The following is an 18,873-nucleotide window of genomic DNA, read 5'->3' on the forward strand; positions in this document are numbered from 1 at the left end:
TGCAGTGCATTGAGTATTTCCAGCGCCTCGATGCTGAAGGCAAAAGCTGGGAACTGGAGAGTCGTAGCCGTGAAGAGGTAGAGGAAATAGAGCGCGGCCACGGAGGAATTTCACTCTACTCGAAGCGGTCGATTATCCTGAACAATCTCTATGGGGTCGATATCGAAGATGGGGCAGTCGAGATTTGCAAGCTGCGTCTGTGGCTCTCGATGGTCGCTGATATCGAGGATGACCCGAGCGAGGTTGAGCCGCTCCCGAACATCGATTTCAATATCCGCCAAGGTAATTCGCTCATTGGATTCACTGAACTGCAAGAAGTCGCACGGGAGGACGCGGGGGATGCATCACTATCGAATTGGGGAGTTGGAACTGCGGTCAAGGACCTCTTCGAGGATATCATTCAAGAGCAGGATCGCCACCGCGCTGCTGATTCGGCACGCGAAGCGCAGAACGCTCGCAAGATGGCAGAGGGGAAAATCGACACGCATAGCGAGGAGCTCAATGAGAAAATCCGTGACCAGTTCAACGAACTAGTCGATGAGGACACCTCCATCGAGGAACTTAAGCAATTCTCCCCATTCCACTGGGTGCTCGAGTTCGCAACGGTTTACCGAGAAGGCGGCTTCGACGTCATCATTGGGAACCCACCGTGGGATGAGCTGAAGCCCTACCGAACAGACTTCTTCCCAAAGTACGACACCGAGTTTCGGAGCCGTCCACCTACCGCGAAAGATGAGAAGGTCGAAGAACTTCTGTCACAGCCGGAAATCGCCGCCGAATGGGAGAGGTACCAGCGCGATAAGGAACGCCAAGCGATCTACATCAACCAGAGCGGAGAGTATCAACACCAGGCACCAAGCGTCGAAGGTCAGCAGGTCTCGCGAACCAACGACCTCTCACTGCTGTTCTTTGAGCGTGTCTATGATATCGTCAGAGATGGTGGGTACGTCTCACAGCTCCTCCCTGGCCCATTCTTCAACGCTGCTGCTGGAAAGGACCTGCGGGTACACGCTTTGGAAGAGTCCGAGATACAGAATCTAGTTGGATTCGAAAATCGGGGGATTTTCTCTGATATCGACTCCAGGTATAACTTCGGTATCGTCACTCTTCGGACAGCAGGCAGTACCGACACAGTCCGTGGAATATTTCACCAGACCTCTGTTGATGTCCTCCGGTCAATCGACGACGTGGCATTGGAAATCCCCGCACGAATCCTCAAAGAGTACTCGCCCGGTGCGCGTATCTTCCCCAATATTGAGGACCAAGAAGAGGTATCGGTACTCAATAAGATACTGCAGACTCCACCGCTGGCGGCAGACATCGAAGGAGCGTGGCGGACTGTCCTGTACAAAGAACTGGATCGGGGACGGGACAGAAATCGATTCATCGAGGATGAGACCGCGGGCGACTATCCTGTCTATCAGGGAAAGAACGTCCACCAGTTCTGTTATGATCCCACGTATGTGGATAACCTCGAACCGTTCTCGCTGTGGAGTGTCGAAGAAGACGACGAAGAACTGAGCGCGAAGTACCGCGTCCGAGAAAAGAACTTCCGTGCCCGCGATGCTGCGATTAGCCTCAAGAAAGCAATCTACAATGAATTCTCTGACGACCCTGAGTTTAGCCATATCAATTCCAGCTCCCAGAAACGCTTTGTGAATCAGCTACTGTCCGAGGAGTTCGGACGGCCCGAACTCTCGATGGACGATGTCCGGCTTCATTGTTCTGAATACCGGTTGGTCCTCCGTGAAGTTGCCCGTGCAACGGACGAGCGAACACTCATCGCGGCAGTGATTCCCCCCGGTGGCGTGGTCGTCCACACGCTGTATACGGTTCGCCCCTTCGAAGCGAACCCCACCAAGGATGACCTCGGAACGCACCCCATGCACAGCGCCTACGACCCTGTCTTTACAGACAAAGAACTGTTCGTCGCACTCGGGCTCATCAACAGCGTCCCGTTCGACTTCTTGATGCGAACGAAGGTTGACTCACACGCTTCGAAATATAAGTTCGAGGAGTCACAGGCCCCACGCCTGACCGAGGGTGACGACTGGTTCCACTACATCGCCGACCGAGCGGCACGGCTCAACTGCTACGGCGAAGCGTTCGCCGAGATGCGTGACCGTCTTGGGGGTATCAAACCAGCGACAGAGATGAGCAAGCGGCGTGAACTGCAGGCAGAGGTCGACGCTGCTGCGTTCCACGCATACGGACTGGATGAAGGGGAGATGCAGTTCATACTCGATGACTTCCACCGTGTTTCGAACCCCCGGATTATGACTGATGCGTACTTCGAGATGGTCGCGGAGAAGTATGCGCAGCTGAGAGACGCTGGGCCGATGGAGTAGCCGAGACACCCTCTATCGTATCACTCGGCCCACTCGTAGCCTTGTTCTAGTGGACACTATCGAGTGCTCGTCGAGTCATTGCGCCATCGATATTCAGGTATTGGCGCGCAGTCGCGATGTCCTCCCATCCAAACATGGCCTGAAGTGCTGGGAGGTCTAACCCTCTCCCAGCGTGGTATGAGGCTGCAGTGGCACGCAACCCGTGGAGAGAGGTAGCATCGGGGGCCAGTTCTGGAGACAACTCAAGAGCAGTCTCCAGCCGTCGCTGGAGCGTTGAAAACGAATACGGCCAGCCCCCGTGTTCCTCAAGGAGGAGTTCGACTGCAATCCGCACACGATAGGAAAAGTGGTATGGGATGGTCCGAGACGCAGCTTCTGTTTTCGGCGTCCAGTAGTCCTTTGCAAGTTTTTGGAACTTCGTATTCGAGCGGTAATCCAGTCGCTGCTTCACTGCTTGGCGGCAGTAGCCACAAATGCCGCCATCACGTCCTTTCAAGCAAGCTTCGTGAAGTGGTATCTGAATCATTTGACGCTCTTTATCCACCCACGACGCAATCAGGTGGGTCGTCTCACCTGGTCGAAGCCCAAGACGGCCACCAATGAGGATCGCCGCCCGGGTTTCGAGCCGACGTTGGATATCGGAAATCCGACCAGCACCCTCTAATAACAACTCGAACTCACGCTCACTCAGAGCTCGCTCCCGCGTAGCTACCATACCTGCGCTGTCTCCCGATTCACGATAGTTTACCACTGCTTGGTGGTGGTTTGCTCAGTGAGATTCAACTGCAAAATCGATGGATGACCAGGGACATCGGGGGGGCCATCTCCACTCGCGGGCATCGAGTACCTCCTCCGAATCGTTTGGACCGATGCGTCTCAAGAGCAGGCGATGCAGCGTCGTGGTTCACTTTCACCAAGCTATTCCTAGGTTTATGCCAGTCGCGTAGCATGAGTGTGTCAAGGCAGAGTGGGTCACGGGGATGAGACTCACTCGGTCTTGAATATCGACCTATGTCACACGCGACCCAGACTGCACGAACAGAGACCGTCCTGTTAGAGAATCCAGACCCGTTCGACGTCCTCGAGCAACTGCCGAATGCCGTGTTTCCGGTCCGAGCGACGGTCCAGTTACATCGCTCGCGCGAACACGACACGACGCACGAGATGTTCGAGCGGCCGTCATATCCGGTGGCGGTTCAGGTTCCGACGACCGCGTACATCCCGGAGACGACGATCTACTTCGACAATCCCGCAGAGCGTCCTCGTGGGGATACGAAGGCGTGGGCCGTCGATGAGGCGCTTGACGGACTCTCCGATGCGGTGGATGCGATTGTCGCAGAGTACCCTGTCGAACGAGAGGCGCTTACGCTGTTGAGTTTGGACGTCGTCGAGGTGCCAACGCACTTCGTCACCACCAACGCTGACTCTGGTGCGCCCCACGTCAAGCCGAGTCTCTACGAACGCCAGGGAGAGATGCGAATCGCTCACTTCCAGCGCGATGGGGCACTTTCGGCGACAGCGGTGCGTGAAGAGTTGAGCGAAACACTTCCCGGCCAGTCACGGTCACCGATTCAGCTCACGGCTGTCGAACACGTGACTGCGAAGCCCTTCAGACAGGGTCAGCAATCACAGGGGTCTGCGGGGATTGCTCGCTACTACACTGAGCGAGACGCCGAGAACGTTGACGACCTGTCGCTCACGCCGGCGATCTACCGCCTCCAGCACCTCGCTCGCGACGGCGATCGGAGTCGTCCCCTCCGCCCGTCGCTTTCCAATCTGGAGGACCTCCTGCCGGTCATGTCGCGCCAAGCCGACGACCTGTTGCGGCCTGTCACCTTTGCTGGCGAGGAACTCGAACGCTCGGTGTTCCACGCTGAGGAGGTGCTCCGATAATGATGGACAACGACTCTGAAGACGGGACAGGAGGCAGCCCTCCCGACAACCACGGTGGCGGCCCGTGGCAGCCACCCGAAGCGAACGAACAGTTCGACCCGTTAGCGCACGCTGGGCTCGAAGCGACCACCGAGACGCCATTCGTCGTCGTTCCCCGGGGCGGCGCACGAGAGGTGGGCCGGAGTTGCTACCACGTCGAGACGCCCTTTTCGACGTTCCTCATCGACTGTGGGCTCAACCAAGGCAGTGGCGGGCAGTTCCCGGACTTTCGCGGCCTCGACCGAGAACAGATCGATGCGGTGTTTCTGACCCACGCACACATCGACCACGCTGGTGGGCTCCCAGTGCTGGAGAACCAGGGCCTGCTCGACGACGAAGCTCCGATTCTCACGACCGCGCCGACGGCACAGATTGCGCATACGATGCTGGAGGATTCGCTGAAGATTCATCGGCGCGAGGCCCGACGACCCGGTCGGTCCCAACAGTTCTGGTCGCAGGATGTCACCGACGTCTGTGACCGGTTCGAACCGGTCGAGTACGGGACGGACCGCGTCGAAGCGTATGCACCGGTCTCGGAGAACGACCCCACCACATTCGAACTCGGAGCAGCGGGCCACCTGCTCGGAAGTGCATGGGTAGCGCTCCAGACGGCAGGCCACAGCATCGTGTTCTCAGGGGATCTTGGGGGACGAGCGGGCTACCTCCCGGACATCGCCAAGCCTCCGAGCGCAGATGCGCTCATCACCGAGTCGACATACGGGAACAAACACTCCCACACCTCGACGAGTACTGCCCAGTCCAATCTCTTTGAGGCGATCGCGGAGGCTGTCGAACGAGGGGCACCGGTGCTAATCCCCACGTTTGCGGTCGGCCGTGCACAGATGATTCTGCTGTTACTCCAACAGCGCCTTCACACGCTTCCTGGGTCGCTCACAGACGACGTCCACATCGTGTTGGACGGTCTCGCCCAGGAGGTCACTGACCTCTACCATCTCCATGCGAGCGATGACTCGCTGTTCGACGAGAGTCTGGTCAACATGATCCACGAGAGTGGGGTCTCTCAGCCGTTTCTCCCTGACAACGTCACTGTCCCCGACGATGACGCAGACCGACAACGCGTCTTCGACGCATACGACCCTGTAGAGGGGACGAACATCCCGATTATCATCGCCCCGTCGGGAATGCTCACCGGCGGGAACTCTCCCCGATACCTCGCCGAGCTAGCGGCGCGCTACGACGATGCTGCAGTTGTCCTCACGGGGTACCAAGCCGTCGGGACCGCGGGCCGTGCCCTCCAATCCGCGACACGAGCGGATGGCGAAGCCCCGACAGTGACACCCGATATCGACCCGATCACCCCACCGGGTGATTGGCCGTCCGCAACTGGCTCGGTCGGATGGGTCCAAGAGCAAGAGACAGGTGACGCCCGCCTCACGATTACCGTTCCGACTGAATGGATTACGACAGTCGATGGCCTGAGTGCGCACGCGTCACAGGCGGGCCTCCTCGCGTTCGCACGCCACGTTAGTCCAGACACCATCGGGTTGGTGCACGGCCCGCACTACGCGCAGGAGGCGCTCCAGTCCCACTTAGTCGAGAACGTCGAGACCGTCGATCAGGTGACGCGTCTCGCACCCCTCTCCCCGTTGGCGATTCATGCCGAGACAACCAACGAGATGGCGACGAAGGCACTTGAACCTCAACCGTCTGAGCAGGTGACTCTCGATGACCAACTCGACTCGCTGCGAGAGACGATGACTGCACTCTCCAGTGCCGTCGCTGAAGACCGCAATAGCGGACTCACCGAAGCCGAGGTTCGCGCAATCGTCCGCGAAGAGCTAAAACGCATACAGCAGTAGCCACCACTCGGAGACGTTCACTTCTGGATTGCGGCGTTCCGTCGGGATACACGCTCAACAAGTCACGTCCTGACACGGTGCTCCTGGTCCCCACCGACTCCGCGAGTGGACCGGACAGAAGTATCGGCATCGAGGGTTCGACACGATACCGGAGATATTCAACATTGTCGACCAGTATTTGACACCACGGTTAAGTCAGGTAGACACTCAGCGAAGCGTGTATGACATCGACACCGACCTCACCAAGCGGCTACCAGCGCTATCGGAAGTATCCAATCGGCCCCATCCCGATTTCACTCCTGTCGATTGGGATCGCACTCGTTCCATTCGTGATGCTGCCCGTCGTCTCCGTCTGGGAGGCAGCTGCTGGGGCATCACCACTACAGACACTTGGAACGCTCCTGTTGGTTGTTCCACTCGTCATTGTCCACGAACTGGTTCATGCATCTGTTGAGCGAGCGCTCGGCTACGAACCGACGATTCGGTGGCGATTGTGGAATCCGTACGTGGTGGCGAATCAGCAGGCGGTGACTCGATGGGACAATATCGCGATACTGCTCGCACCGTTGGTTGTAATCAACGTGGTCATGATAGCACTGCTGGGAATCACCACGTCACCCATCCTCATCGCAGCCTATGTGTTCGTCCTGCTGTGCAACACCACGATGGCAGCAGGCGACGTGGCCGGTGCTGTTTGGTTGCTCATCCAGCCAACGGGCACAATCGTCTACGTCGACGACACAGGCGACGAGCGGTTGGAGTTGTACGCTCACCCTACCGGCTAAACCGCTCGTACAGGCAACTGGAGAGTTGAACGACGACAGGACGACAGATGAAATCGTTCGAGCCTGCTCACTCGGCCCTTCATGGCGTTAGGCTCTCGGTGCGATTGCCCACTTCCACGTCTTGGCACTCTCGTTGATTTCACGTGCCAAGCTCTCTGCTCGTTCAATCCCGACTGCTTCGAGTCCCGTTACGAGATGTGGTATATTTTCATCATCCGCTAGAGCGCTGAGTCCAGACTCCTCAACGAACTCCATGATGCCCTCCTGCAGCTCCGGGTCACTGAACGTCTCCAGTGTTTCTTGATCCACCTCCAGTGGGAGGAAGTAGACCAGTTCCCCGGATTTTACAACCTCAAGTAGATTCACATCCTGTGCTGCTATCGCGTTTAGATAATCCCGCTCCGTGAACTCCTCCGACCCCGCCATGATTTTGTCTGCTGCAGTCCCGAACTTCCCCTTCTCATCGACACGAGAGGTCGCCCGCCGAAAATCAACGAGGGCAATGAGGGGCATGAATGCTCGATACTCCTCGTCGTACCTGTCGTAGATATTCTGCTTGACCCACTCGTCGAGGTCCGCCTTCGTGGCATCACTGAGTCCTTCCTCTTCGACCACCCACGGGGGGATTATCCACGTGAATGCCGAGACCGCCTGCGCGTCAAAGTCGGTCTCGATTGCTCTTCGGATGAATCTCGAGTCCTCCTCCTCGGGTGTCGGTAGGTCCTCGTGATTGGCTACCGGTGTGCCGTTACCGACAGGTGCCTCGACGGCTGGCACTGGGAGTGGGGGTCCGCTTTGATTGGTGAAATTCAGCAATAGGAAGTGTGACGAGTCAGTTTGGCTATTCAGCAGCGAATACGGGTCTATCTCCCGTGCCTCCAAGATCCGCGTCACCCGGTCGTACCCAATGAGGTCCTCCTCGGCGTCCTCTAATTCTCGACGAAGCTCGTTGTACTGCTCATTGTCTTCTTCCGTCTTGTCTGATAATAAGAAGTCAAAGAGTGCGACGCCATGGCGTGCGAGCGTGAAAATGGCGCTCAGTGCTGTTGCTACTCCGAGGACTTTAGTTCCTGAATATCCGGTGTACCTCGGCACGAAGAGAAGCGCACCGGCGACGAAGACAACAACGGCGATGGCGGTAAGAGCGACACCGTTGCGTCGATTCCACCACGTATCCATCTACGGACAGGTCTGGATACAGCCACTTGAATTGCTCTACTTCCGTTGGTGCTGCGGACAGACCTCAAGGGCACCGTCAGTGGGATTGATCATCGACACCCGTACCGACGAGGCTGTTCATCGACTCGTCAGTAGATGGCTATGTGGTAATACCCGCTGTAATACCCCGACAAGGAGGCAAGTAGTTGCGCATACATTCGAACATGGGGGGGTCTCGTGCGATGTGTTCGGTACGCATTCTCGGCTCTTGAGCCCGCCCTATTCGTCAGAGTTCTCAACCGGAGCACACGACTGTTCCAGCATTCGCTGGCGGGTGAGGTCACGCTGCAGGCGCAGATACCCCATCAACTCCGAATTCTCGTCGTAATACTCCAGCGCGACTGCGACCTGTTCGCGCGAGAGGTCAGGGAACCCCATCAGGATGGCCTCAATGGACTGCTCGCCCTGTCGAATTGACTCACCAATTACGAACACACTGATTCGGGTGCCGTCAATACGGGGTCCACCGTGGAGCACTCCCGATGTCTTCACAACTCGTGGGTTGGTGCTCGCTTCCATTGTGGGTGATTGGGTCGCTGATTGGATATGCATTGGCACTCAGACGGTGAGTCATAGCGGTCCTGATGGCATATCAACCAAAAATTGTCTACTCTCAACCATTCTGATTTTGCTACAGTGCTTCTGTACCGTATTGTGAACATATATGTACATGGAATCGAGACAATGGCCTTCCGTACTCCAATGATCACTTTCACTCCGATACGACAGTAGCCAAGTAGCCAGCCAAGAGACGGCATAATATGGGAAACCTCACTTCCCTCGAGCTCAGTAACGGAGCGACCCTCGCCGTCGGAGACCTCCTCATCACGAACGACTTCCTTGAGCACGGCGACGCTCAGATTGAGCCAGACCCGTGGGAAGTCGAAGAGATCACGTTCGATTCTGATGCCGAACCCAGTGGACAGGTCGGAATTCACTTTTCGCACTGGAGTGGTGCCGGTGATGGAATTGGAATCGACGAACAGCAGATAGTAGAGTGGATGAACGACGGTAAAGCCGTCATCGGCACGCCGGAATAACCACTCGTACTCTGTTTTCTAACCGAAGAAAGGAACGAACCAGCACCCCACGACGTCGTCGGCATGCTTCAATCTGCACAGCACGCCTCTGTCGAGCAGCAATCTCGAACGATAGCGCGAGCCCATGGGATGCTACAGAACATCTGGGTCCACTCCTCAAGCTAGTTACCGAGTTACGAGTCGCGACAGGAGTTGTGTTGACGACTTAGCCTATACGCTACGTTTATCAGTCGGCAGACTGTGAATACACATGAGACTCAATGGACTTCCATCAGACCGTCCGGAATCTCGAATGCCGGTATGACCTCCCAGAGGGGGAGTACTACCGACAGGTCGGTCGATCGAACGCGCACTTGCAGGATTAGTCACCTGCGGTTTTCGTACTGGTAGCTGATTCTGGTCACTCTCTGAGAAGAGACGCGAACTCCTGCTTGGTGAGCCCCGACAGTTCACCCAACGCTGGAGCGCCCCCTCGACGAGTGACCTCCTCGGCAAACCCGATGCAGAGGTGCTCGTGTAACTGTGCGTACTCGGTCCACGCCTCTCGGTAGTGCATATCGAGATTCCACTCCGCTAGGTGGATCCCAATGTCTCCCTTCCGGACGACGACCTCACAGCCAGCGTCGCGAAGCGCATCGAACCGGACGTTGTTCCGGCGAATCGTGAGTATCCGTTTCGACTCTCGGATATACTCGTTCACCCACTCTTGCCACTCGAACGCTGGCGTGTGAGTGTGCGGCATCGAGAACTTCAGTGCGTCTTCACGCGAGCAGAACTCCAGGTACGTCTCTAACAGCGAGATACTGCACCGATGGTTCGCATTCGGGAGTGCGTGCTTCAAGATGAGATTGGACATCAGACGGCCTGCAATCTCGGCCGCCGTCCCGCTCCAGTCGACCTGAGCGAGGGCGCGGGGGAGATTGTCCATCTCAAGCTCTTTGTAAATCTCCAAGCCGTCTCCCGCTTCGTCTTCCTCGTCAAGCACCCCCTCGTAGATGTTGAGGAGGCGAATAGCAATTGTGCGGTCGTCAGGGTGCATCTCGTCGAGTGCAGCGGCGATTTCAGCCTCTGTGGTTTCGAGATCAGCCGTCGTTCCCGACGCCCCTGTGTGCGTGTACAGACAGTAGACAGTGGTCCCCGAGAGTGGGTACCCCATTGCCTTCACGGAACCGTCTGCGTGAGTGTCGTAACGAGCCGCAAGTTCACCGGCGTCATGGGCAACAAACGCTAACGAATAGCGCTTGTCTATCGGGTGGTGGTAATAGACGATTCGGTGACGCATGAGAGATGGGCTGAGTGAATAGACGATCGTCTCTCCCTTGAGGGACGTGGTTGGTGGCTCCTGAACACTAGCTGGAGGTATTCACGTTGTTCCTTCACTCACACGTCTGATTTCTTTGGCAGTTTCGTCCATCTCCGAACGGCTTGGGTCCAAGCGGTCTCCATCCAATTGAATGCTATCTCCCTCTACTCGGGGAATAACGTGTAAGTGAACGTGATAGACCTCCTGACCGGCAGTCGGCCCATCTGCGAGCCAATAATTCACACCGTCACAACCGACTTCTGACTGTTTGAGCAAACCTGCTATCTCCGTAGCAATCTTGAATAGATGACCACCAGTTTCGGCGTCCAGATCCGCGGGGGAAGCAGCATGTTCCTTCGGAATCACAAGCGTGTGACCCCGGCTCATCGGTCGCAGTGTCAAAATAGCGAGTGAAACGTCATCCTCATAGACAATACTTGCAGGAGCCTCGCCTGCCACAATCTGACAGAACTCACAGTTGGTCATACGTAGTTGGATTAGGGAGTAGCATTAACACTTTACTCATAACCCACCATTCTAGCTCACGTTATCCGAATAGCTACGTGCCAAATTCAGCAGGGAATAGAAGTATGAGTAGAACGTACGATGATAACAGAACGAATACAATCCCGTAGAACGACAAAATTGACTTGGATACCATCAGACGTACCGGTGGTTCCGCTAAAGTTCTGTCCGCTTTGAGAGCAAGAACTTTCCAAGTTTCTGTCGGCTGATTTAGAATACGTCGCGCGTATAGCGCTCTATACCTGCGCTCTAAGTGCAGATAGTATGCATCAAGATACCAGAATCCAATTAGTGGAACATAGGCGAGTACGAACTGAAAGCCATCAGACCTGAAAAGGAGGGCAACGACCACAAGTGCAATGGTCCATCCCTTAACCTTGAACGAATTGTTTGCTTGTCTTTCGATTACTGCCTGTATGTAGTCCAGTGATTTGTGAAACTCCTCTTCAGAATCCATCCTTACCGGCCAGCGTTGGTCGCTGCATCCTCTACCCAGTCTCCAAGGTTGTTGTACCCATCGTCATTTACCCAGTCGTACGTATCATATTTCTGTGTAAGTGGCATCTCGGCCCCGTCAGTTGTGATTCGATAAGACGAAAATGGATTCGGACCTTTTGTTCCGTAGTTGCCATTCAAATCCTTGATATTGTGGATATGAATTCCGAGTAGTCCCTTACCTTTCTCAACACTCTTCTCGATTTCTCGGTTGACCCACTTACGTTCGTGTGTGTCTTTACCAATCATCACGACCGTCACTGACGTGTTCTTCATTTGTTCGTCAATCCACTCCTCGATTGCGTCGTCACCGTCTTCCTTAACTTCCTCCCACTCTGCTGCGTCGACGAAACCTGCGACTGAGCGGTCTTGCGTAACCCAGCTATTCCGAACCGTATTGGCTCGAGACAGGTCGTTTTCATAATGGAAGCTGGGGAAGATTCGTCGGACCATGTCTATCTCTTTTTCCTTGTACATATTGTGTGTTATGGTGACTCACTTCCCTGCCAGTGGATGGGTCCGTCGCGACGAGCCCATTAACCTGCTCGAAAGCCACCTGGTTGGCGGGATATTTCACTCGCTGGCAATTATTGATTTCGAGAATTACCCAAACTGCAACTTTTCTCCTCGGAGTACGGACTCCCTCTCACGGATGAATGGTTCGACAGAGTATCGAGAGGGACCTGAGGATCGTAGAACTAAACGTATCGAGGGGTGAACCGATCTACTTGGTAGAGACGTCCCAACGTCTCGAATAGGTCATCTAAATCGTCGTCAAACGAGTCGATTGGGACCACCGGCAGTTCGGTCTGGTCGGTGAGACCACCTGGTGAGTTTCGAGCCGGATGACCCTCGTTTCGGCCCATGAAGTACCCGTCCACTCCGAGCAGCGTGACGTGGGCATAGACAGGGAGTTCAGCACCAATGTCGTCTAACCTCGGCATCGAGTACGTGACCGTTTGCAAGACGTCGTTGGCGAGGACGGGATCGATCGCACCCGCCTTCGGGTCTTGAAACGCGTCCATCGTCGGGCGCTTGAAATACTCCGTGGAGACTGCCTCGATGTACCCCTTCTCGGAGAAGTAGATGTAGTTGGGCGACTCGCCACCGAACCGCTGATTGGTCATCACGACCCCATCGCCAGTCAGGTCGCCCGGCGGCACTGCCTTCGGCTTACCGAACAGCGGTGGGAGTGGAAGGTCACGCTGGTCAATTCCGTGGTCGATATCGAACATCCCGGTCGGGAAGAGGTGAACGACGACGCACGGTCCAGTAGGGAGCGGCGTGGGGAGATTGTTCCCACGCGACTCGATGAGGTTGAGACGCTCTTCTTTGAGATTGTCCATGAGATCCTCGAACGACTCTTCCCCCTCGGATTCGAGGATGGCTCGTCGAATTTCGAGCATCGACAGTTCTTGCAGCCCGCTCGACGTTCGCCGGTAGACCCGTCGGCTGATTGTGTTTCGATGTGGCCGGGCTGGGCTTTTCTGAACACGGATTAGAATGACACTCTGACCGCTTGCGAGTTCCACCCCCTCGACTTCTAGGTGGCCCGGCGAAATGCGCGGCTCGATGTAGTCTCGGAAGATATCGTTCCACGTTCCTTTCGTCTCGTCCAAGTCGGGGATGTCCATCCCACAGACCTCACTGGCCCTCCCGACGTCATCCTGGTCGAGCCCGAGAATGAGATCACCGCCGCGCTCGTTGGCAAGTGCGATTACCTCATGGATGACCTTCTTCTTGTGCGAGTCGGCGTGTGGATTCATTTCTCGCTTGAATTCCAACTCCTTCGTCTCGCGTACGCCGTCGTCGACCAAAGATTGTAGATCGGACTCTTCGACGTCTGAGAGGGCTAAATTTTGCATATTAGTAGTGGTACTGGTAGGCGCTCAGTCTTGAACCAATCGGTATCGCAGCATACAGTTTACGTGTTTCCCGGCAGTATCAGCACCAAATGGCGTGGGTCAAACGGACTCTTCCGGTCCGTTAGTGCCACAGAGTTATTAGCAATCGAGAACAACCGCCGAGCAACACGAATATGGCCGACTCAGATTCCCCTGACGGGACAGCGAACCGGCTTCTTCCCGAGAATCCGTTCGAGGATGTGCGCTGGTCGACGCTTGACCGCGAGGAGTTCGCTCAGCTGTACTGGGAGCAAGTCGCGCCTCGCTTCGCGGCTGCGGGTGGTGACCCCGACACCGAGAAGCCCACCCATCAGTGGTTCCGTGACGAGGGCCTCCGAGCGTTCCTCGCGGCGCTGCGACGCCACCACGGGCTGTCGTTCGGTGAGTTCTGGAACGAGGACCTCGGCGGGGACGTCGACGACGGCTACGACTGGGCCACCGACGACGACGCAACTGTCGACGCGCTCGAACGGTTCCTGGATCGGCGTCGCGACCGTCACGACCTTGCCGACTCCTCGATAGCAGCGATGCGCAAGCGATTGAACTGCTACGTGCGGGCGTACGCGAGTGCGAACGGAAGCGACGACCTGCTCTCACCGGTCCATCGAGACTCCGAACGACCCGTCTACGAAGCCGTTGATGCGTGCTACGCGGCGTTCGACCACCTGAACGACGAAGAGTACGCCCCCCGGACGAAACGGCGTGTTCGGGGCGTCGTCGACGACTGGTATCAGCATCTCGTCGGACGCCGAGTAGCCGCCGCGAACCCCGCGACGGGTCTGTACTCCGAGTTCAAGTGGCAGGTCGAACCGAGCGACTCGCCCGCCCTCGACGCCGACCACGTCCGGGCGCTGATGTCGGTGACCGACTCTCCCCGCGAACGGCTCCTGGTCGTCGCGCTCGCCGGGTGGGGTTTGCGGGCGAACGAGGTCGCCGCACTCCACATCTCCCAGATTCATCGCAACGGTGACGACGGGCCATACCTCCGGTTCGAGGAGCGAAAGAACGGGCCGGGCGAGGTGAACATCCTCTACGGGCTGGACGTCCTCGACGAACGCCTTGATGACCTGCTCGACAGTTCGGTGTCTGCGGTGCGTGCGGTGTCTACGAACCGTGCGGTTGGGACGGATGGTACGGTGTCGACGGTGACTGGCGACCGAGCGAACCGAGAAGGCGATGAGTGGAACGGCTACCTGTTCCCCTCATCGATTGCTGACGCCGGACACATTGGCCGAGAGCGGGTTTGGGCGTGGTTTCGTGACCTCGCCGACGATGCTGACCTCCCCGAGACTATCGACGGCGAACGGCCCTCACCTCAGCTCTGTCGGCGCTTCTGGTACGACACCTACACGGCGGCCCTCGGCCAACTCCTCGAGGGCATCGGGGAGATCGCTGCCGACCAGGGCTCCTCGGACGCCTCGGTCGTCCACGAGAACTACCTCTCCGATGAGCGAGCCCGCCGGACTCGCCGCGAGTTCATGCGCGAACGGCTCGCTGACGCCTTCGACGAACGGAGTCACTAGAGGTCAGGCTATTTATTCCAGAGCAGAAAGATATGACGCAGCTGTTAGACTTGTGCCGCGAGTGTATCAGTGGCCGAAAGTTGAATACCAGTTGTCCGAGGATTATTACCGGACGATAGCCAAGATTCAGTCATGTTGAGTGTTGAAGAGAACCCATTAGGATTTGTGGCAGTAATGACGCTGACTTGGGTGGCTGTCTCCGTCGGTATCAACGCCGGTCTGTTTGGTAGCACTCCACTGAGGGCGACGATTCTGGGAGGGTTCGGAGGGGTCGTATGTGGCGTTACAATCGTGTTCATCCACCGTAACGGGAGCATGAATCTGACATAGCTCCCCCCGCAAGACTCACGCTCTCTGTCTAATAAAACCGGCAAGAAACGGAGTGGCTTTGTTTCACGCCACTTTGGCGTAGCCCAGCTGTTAGAGGTGCCCAGCTGTAGAACAACCAAATCATGCAGTTTCCATTCTCACTCGCACATTATCGGCGAACAGGCATATCTGACGTATCTGAGAAATCTGAACTCAGTCGTCGAGTTCCAGCTCCTGGCGGAGCTGTGGACTGTTTAAGCCAGCACGGAATACGGCGTTGAAGAACTCTTTGTTCTTCGAGAGCTCATCGCCGTGTTGCTGGAAATACTCAGAATCTAGTTGCTTGAACGTCGCCACCATTTCGCGGTAGATACTCTCGTACAGGTATACGTTGACGTTGTGCAGATCACGGACCGCTAACTGCTTTCGCTGTGCGTCAATCGCCAGTTGGCGAACAGTCTCGCCGCTCGCTTCTGTAGTATCTGACGTGACTGATGCTTTTGACGTGTGTGTTGTATCTGATGCGTCTGACGTATCTGAGTTGTCGTCCGTCGTTGGTGGTGTTCCCCGCTCTGTTGTATCTGAGCTATCTTGCGTATCTACAGCTTCTGAGCTAGCACCGGTTGAACGGACCTCGTCCATCCCCCACATATCTTCCTTCCGTTCATCCAGGTCGTCCGCCATCTTACGCAGTCACCTCCTGTTCAGCGGACAGCTCCTCCGCGATCGCGATGTACGCATCACGAGCAGACGCCGTCTGTGCTGGGTCATCGTGCTGGAAAATCGAGACACCGTTATTCCACGCTCGACGGATCGCCACCCGCTCGGGGACCTCGAACACAGGATACGGAGCGTCGTTGAAGAACTCCAGCATCTCTTTGGTGTCGTTGTTCGGCGTTGGCTCAACCGAGTTCACGACAATACCTCGAATACGTATCTGCTCTATCTGACCGGGGAAGCTGTTCTCTAAGTACTCGATCTCCTCGTTCATCTTCTCGATTGCCCGAATGCTCCGCCGAGTTGCTTCGACCGGTATCAGCACGTTCTCAGCGGCGATCAGAGCGTTGTCGAGGATTTGTGAGAGGTCTGGCGGACAGTCAATCAGGACGAAGTCGTACTCTTCCTCAAGTTCGTCTAACGCGATTTTCAACCGCATCTCGCTGTTCGCCACCTGCGTCAGTAACATATCTTTCAGGGCGTCCATCGCTTTATTTGCTGGAATGACGTCGAACTCCTCATGGTGTTCAACGATGTCGTTGACCTCACTGGTCCGGCTCGGGTCGACCATGATCTGGTGAAGTGAGGGAATCTTCTGGTTGTACAGGTCGCGAAATCCTGTGCCCTCAGTCGCGGTTCCTTGCGGGTCGGCATCCACCAGTAGTACCTTATTCCCCAGCTCGCTGAGGGCACCTGCCAAATTGATTGACGTCGTGGTTTTCCCGACACCCCCCGCCTGATTACTGATTGCCAGTATCTCAGTCATCTATCTGCTGTATCTGATTACTTCGATAAAAGAGTGTGTCAGACGTGACTGATGTATCTGACGTATCTGAGCTATCTTGTGTTAGATTAGTCAGATATTCAGGCTTGAGCTCGTTGTACGGCGTCATCCAAGTGATCGCCGCAGACGTACTCTGAAGCTACAGAATCGGTGTAGACGTAGAACTCTGCATCCAAGTCGCACTTACCACATCGACGGGCCGCATTGTCCTCACTCAACCTCAAGACGAGGTCTACGCCGGGCCGGTCCAAGCGTTCCGACATTCAGTGGAATACCTCGCTGATCCGAGTCTGGCTCTGCAACGCATCTTCCACGATATCTGTCCGTACTTCTAATGTGTACTGATGGTAGCTACCGCCGTGTATCCCATCGTTCTGCTCCTCAACTCCGAGAAACCCCTTTAACGTCAATTGGCTCAGACGGTCTCGAATCGTTCTATCCGTCTTCACATCAGCATCCGCCAACTCCGCCAACTCAACATACTTTTCATACACCACCCGTGTTTTCGCCGGAAGGGCGTCTCCTTTCGACAGCATCAAAATCGCCAGCAACGTCAGATGGCTTTGAGTCGGCAACGACTCCAACTCGTCTTTCACTTTCCCCTCCTCAATCAGTTTCTCCGCCTCTCTGACGTGCTGCTCCGTGACACTCGGTGCCTCACGTTCCCGTGCCAAGTCACCAGCCTTGAACAACAGCTTCAGTGCTTGCCGGGCACTCCCCGAATCCTGAGCAGCATGGGCCGCGCTCAACGGAATCACATCATCTTCCAACACACCGTCTGTGAACGCCTTCTCCGCCCGCTGCATCAAGATGTTCGATAACTGATCAGCATCGTATGGCGGAAAATGAATCTCCTCGTCACACAAGCTGTCCTTCACTCGCCCGCTGAGATTATCTCTAAAAGTGAAGTCGTTGCTGATACCGACCACACCAATCTTCGTATCCTCCACATTCCCGTTGTCGTTGCACCGCGGGAGCTCGTATAGGATATCGTCGTCCTTCCCAATCGAGTCCACCTCGTCAAGCACAATCAAACAGTGCGTGGCCTCAAGCTCGTTCAAGTGTCGCCAGAGCATGTCGTTGATCATGCCGGGTGTATATCCGGTGGGTGTGATCTGCTCATCCTGGCTGCGGAACTGGTTTACTAAGTGAGCAGTCACTTGGTAGCTGCTGGTCAACGACTTGCAGGTGAGCTCCACGACCTCAATATCGATGTCAGGATAGTTCTCTTGGTCGAGCAACAACCGGTTCATGATCATCGCAGTCGCCAGTGATTTCCCGACACCGGTCTGGCCGTAGACAAAGATGTTCCGCGGGCGGGCCCCTTTGATCACCGGTTTCAACGCGGCCTGGTACTCACTGAGTTCTTTGTCACGTTCAATAAGATCGTCAGGACGGTAATTATCGCGAAGCACGTCCTCGTCACGGAAGATTTGGTCGTCCTGCGTGAATGGTTCCAAGCCCATTGTTCTTTGATTGCTGAGTCGATAGTGTAGCCAGTAGATAAAGATGGGTGGTTTCCCGAGTTTCCTGAGCTTCCGCAGCCAACACGTGTTTAAGTTACGGGGGGACCCCTGTTTTCCGGAGCTCTCGGGTTCAAAGACTCGGTCGGGTTCAGTTAGCTACATGCCCTTTGTCCTAGCAGTAGCTTTATTACCACATGCTGTTAACAAGGTCCGTAGTACTAGAAATACCGTTTAGATACATACTCTTTATGTATGTATACTAGCTTTCTGAATTAGCTAGGGGCACTCGGTCTCTGGAGAGGGCTCAGGAAATGAGGGGTGTCCCCCCGTGCACTGGCGTGTGAATAAGTAACATACTCTCGGGAAATCAGGGGTGTCTGACAGTGAGCCGCATTGCGGTTCTCCGCAAACTGACCGACGGACTTCATTGAAATCGAGTACGCTTCACAATCCCGCTTAATGCGCAAGCAGATGATCGGTGCGTGTGTCGACCGAAGCTTGGAAGGGTGGAACCCCCTTTTGAGACATCTTCCTTCCTCTGTGAGTAGATGTCTGCTTTTCACCGCTCATCGAACACGTCGTGGAGACGCTTCCGATAGCTAATCGCTCACAGGAGCGATATACTCGTTCTTCCATGCGTCGCCCTCCCGCCACTGCCAGTAGTAGTAGCGGTAGGCGCGGTCGCTCGTCCGTTTGGTCGTTTT

General features: G+C 56.0%; 16 protein-coding genes. 6 read left to right on the forward strand and 10 right to left on the reverse strand.

Features of this window, described 5'->3' with window-relative positions; genetic code table 11:
* Positions 1 to 2,348 (forward strand): BREX-1 system adenine-specific DNA-methyltransferase PglX (locus GQS65_RS05915; RefSeq protein ID WP_233265048.1); only part of this gene is annotated, 2,348 nt, incomplete at its 5' end.
* Between the two features lie 46 nt (positions 2,349 to 2,394).
* Here the strand turns inward: GQS65_RS05915 and GQS65_RS05920 are convergent.
* Positions 2,395 to 3,063 (reverse strand): tyrosine-type recombinase/integrase, encoded by a 669-nt coding sequence (locus GQS65_RS05920; RefSeq protein WP_158203751.1) that lies wholly within the window; start codon positions 3,061 to 3,063, stop codon positions 2,395 to 2,397.
* 449 nt (positions 3,064 to 3,512) lie between these two features.
* On the opposite strand from GQS65_RS05920, the gene GQS65_RS05925 reads away from it, so the two are divergent.
* From GQS65_RS05925 to GQS65_RS05935, 3 genes are all read left to right on the forward strand, one after another.
* Positions 3,513 to 4,241, forward strand: coding sequence for a hypothetical protein (locus GQS65_RS05925; RefSeq protein WP_158203752.1), 729 nt, complete (start codon positions 3,513 to 3,515; stop codon positions 4,239 to 4,241).
* The gene (locus GQS65_RS05930) at positions 4,241 to 6,100 is read left to right on the forward strand and encodes an MBL fold metallo-hydrolase (protein WP_233265049.1); all 1,860 of its coding nucleotides are present in this window, start codon (positions 4,241 to 4,243) and stop codon (positions 6,098 to 6,100) included. The genes GQS65_RS05925 and GQS65_RS05930 overlap by 1 nt, the downstream gene beginning before the upstream one ends.
* A 221-nt stretch (positions 6,101 to 6,321) precedes the next feature.
* Positions 6,322 to 6,885, forward strand: a complete 564-nt coding sequence (locus GQS65_RS05935; protein ID WP_158203753.1) for a DUF3267 domain-containing protein — start codon at positions 6,322 to 6,324, stop codon at positions 6,883 to 6,885.
* An 87-nt stretch (positions 6,886 to 6,972) separates the two neighbouring features.
* On the opposite strand, the gene GQS65_RS05940 is transcribed toward GQS65_RS05935, so the two are convergent.
* The gene (locus tag GQS65_RS05940; RefSeq protein ID WP_158203754.1) at positions 6,973 to 8,064 is read right to left on the reverse strand and encodes a hypothetical protein; all 1,092 of its coding nucleotides are present in this window, start codon (positions 8,062 to 8,064) and stop codon (positions 6,973 to 6,975) included.
* Positions 8,065 to 8,322: 258 nt separating this feature from the next.
* The gene (locus GQS65_RS05945) at positions 8,323 to 8,622 is read right to left on the reverse strand and encodes a DUF433 domain-containing protein (RefSeq protein ID WP_158203755.1); all 300 of its coding nucleotides are present in this window, start codon (positions 8,620 to 8,622) and stop codon (positions 8,323 to 8,325) included.
* A 242-nt stretch (positions 8,623 to 8,864) separates the two neighbouring features.
* Between GQS65_RS05945 and GQS65_RS05950 the strand changes: the two genes are divergently transcribed.
* On the forward strand, positions 8,865 to 9,143 hold the full coding sequence (locus GQS65_RS05950) for a hypothetical protein (protein ID WP_158203756.1): 279 nt from the start codon (positions 8,865 to 8,867) through the stop codon (positions 9,141 to 9,143).
* 400 nt (positions 9,144 to 9,543) lie between these two features.
* On the opposite strand, the gene GQS65_RS05955 is transcribed toward GQS65_RS05950, so the two are convergent.
* The 4 genes from GQS65_RS05955 to GQS65_RS05970 all read right to left on the reverse strand — a co-directional run bounded on the left by GQS65_RS05955 (position 9,544) and on the right by GQS65_RS05970 (position 13,331).
* The gene (locus GQS65_RS05955) at positions 9,544 to 10,299 is read right to left on the reverse strand and encodes a hypothetical protein (protein ID WP_199268407.1); all 756 of its coding nucleotides are present in this window, start codon (positions 10,297 to 10,299) and stop codon (positions 9,544 to 9,546) included.
* Positions 10,300 to 10,506: 207 nt separating this feature from the next.
* Positions 10,507 to 10,932, reverse strand: a complete 426-nt coding sequence (locus GQS65_RS05960; RefSeq protein ID WP_158203758.1) for an HIT family protein — start codon at positions 10,930 to 10,932, stop codon at positions 10,507 to 10,509.
* A 498-nt stretch (positions 10,933 to 11,430) separates the two neighbouring features.
* Positions 11,431 to 11,919 carry a TIR domain-containing protein gene (locus GQS65_RS05965; RefSeq protein ID WP_158203759.1) on the reverse strand — a complete coding sequence of 163 codons (489 nt, stop codon included), beginning with the start codon at positions 11,917 to 11,919 and terminating at the stop codon, positions 11,431 to 11,433.
* A 245-nt stretch (positions 11,920 to 12,164) separates the two neighbouring features.
* A complete protein-coding gene (locus tag GQS65_RS05970; RefSeq protein ID WP_158203760.1) occupies positions 12,165 to 13,331 on the reverse strand; it encodes an ATP-binding protein in 1,167 nt (388 codons plus the stop codon).
* Between the two features lie 173 nt (positions 13,332 to 13,504).
* On the opposite strand from GQS65_RS05970, the gene GQS65_RS05975 reads away from it, so the two are divergent.
* Positions 13,505 to 14,893 (forward strand): tyrosine-type recombinase/integrase, encoded by a 1,389-nt coding sequence (locus GQS65_RS05975; RefSeq protein ID WP_158203761.1) that lies wholly within the window; start codon positions 13,505 to 13,507, stop codon positions 14,891 to 14,893.
* 522 nt (positions 14,894 to 15,415) lie between these two features.
* On the opposite strand, the gene GQS65_RS05980 is transcribed toward GQS65_RS05975, so the two are convergent.
* The 3 genes from GQS65_RS05980 to GQS65_RS05990 all read right to left on the reverse strand — a co-directional run bounded on the left by GQS65_RS05980 (position 15,416) and on the right by GQS65_RS05990 (position 18,169).
* The gene (locus tag GQS65_RS05980; protein ID WP_158203762.1) at positions 15,416 to 15,886 is read right to left on the reverse strand and encodes a hypothetical protein; all 471 of its coding nucleotides are present in this window, start codon (positions 15,884 to 15,886) and stop codon (positions 15,416 to 15,418) included.
* A 1-nt stretch (position 15,887) separates the two neighbouring features.
* On the reverse strand, positions 15,888 to 16,685 hold the full coding sequence (locus GQS65_RS05985; protein WP_158203763.1) for a ParA family protein: 798 nt from the start codon (positions 16,683 to 16,685) through the stop codon (positions 15,888 to 15,890).
* Between the two features lie 281 nt (positions 16,686 to 16,966).
* The gene (locus GQS65_RS05990; RefSeq protein ID WP_158203764.1) at positions 16,967 to 18,169 is read right to left on the reverse strand and encodes a Cdc6/Cdc18 family protein; all 1,203 of its coding nucleotides are present in this window, start codon (positions 18,167 to 18,169) and stop codon (positions 16,967 to 16,969) included.
* Positions 18,170 to 18,873 lie beyond the last annotated feature (704 nt).

This window comes from Halomarina oriensis, from assembly GCF_009791395.1.
Taxonomy (GTDB): Archaea; Halobacteriota; Halobacteria; order Halobacteriales; family Haloarculaceae; genus Halomarina; species Halomarina oriensis.

Bases quoted from the DNA above. Each gene is read 5' to 3' on its own strand.
- GQS65_RS05920 (WP_158203751.1), bottom strand. From the start codon at position 3,063: ATGGTAGCTACGCGGGAGCGAGCTCTGAGTGAGCGTGAGTTCGAGTTG.
- GQS65_RS05930 (WP_233265049.1), top strand. From the start codon at position 4,241: ATGATGGACAACGACTCTGAAGACGGGACAGGAGGCAGCCCTCCCGAC.
- GQS65_RS05950 (WP_158203756.1), top strand. From the start codon at position 8,865: ATGGGAAACCTCACTTCCCTCGAGCTCAGTAACGGAGCGACCCTCGCC.
- GQS65_RS05990 (WP_158203764.1), bottom strand. From the start codon at position 18,169: ATGGGCTTGGAACCATTCACGCAGGACGACCAAATCTTCCGTGACGAG.
- GQS65_RS05970 (WP_158203760.1), bottom strand. From the start codon at position 13,331: ATGCAAAATTTAGCCCTCTCAGACGTCGAAGAGTCCGATCTACAATCT.
- GQS65_RS05975 (WP_158203761.1), top strand. From the start codon at position 13,505: ATGGCCGACTCAGATTCCCCTGACGGGACAGCGAACCGGCTTCTTCCC.
- GQS65_RS05935 (WP_158203753.1), top strand. From the start codon at position 6,322: ATGACATCGACACCGACCTCACCAAGCGGCTACCAGCGCTATCGGAAG.
- GQS65_RS05955 (WP_199268407.1), bottom strand. From the start codon at position 10,299: ATGGGGTACCCACTCTCGGGGACCACTGTCTACTGTCTGTACACGCAC.
- GQS65_RS05945 (WP_158203755.1), bottom strand. From the start codon at position 8,622: ATGGAAGCGAGCACCAACCCACGAGTTGTGAAGACATCGGGAGTGCTC.
- GQS65_RS05980 (WP_158203762.1), bottom strand. From the start codon at position 15,886: ATGGCGGACGACCTGGATGAACGGAAGGAAGATATGTGGGGGATGGAC.
- GQS65_RS05965 (WP_158203759.1), bottom strand. From the start codon at position 11,919: ATGGTCCGACGAATCTTCCCCAGCTTCCATTATGAAAACGACCTGTCT.
- GQS65_RS05960 (WP_158203758.1), bottom strand. From the start codon at position 10,932: ATGACCAACTGTGAGTTCTGTCAGATTGTGGCAGGCGAGGCTCCTGCA.
- GQS65_RS05925 (WP_158203752.1), top strand. From the start codon at position 3,513: ATGTTCGAGCGGCCGTCATATCCGGTGGCGGTTCAGGTTCCGACGACC.
- GQS65_RS05940 (WP_158203754.1), bottom strand. From the start codon at position 8,064: ATGGATACGTGGTGGAATCGACGCAACGGTGTCGCTCTTACCGCCATC.
- GQS65_RS05985 (WP_158203763.1), bottom strand. From the start codon at position 16,685: ATGACTGAGATACTGGCAATCAGTAATCAGGCGGGGGGTGTCGGGAAA.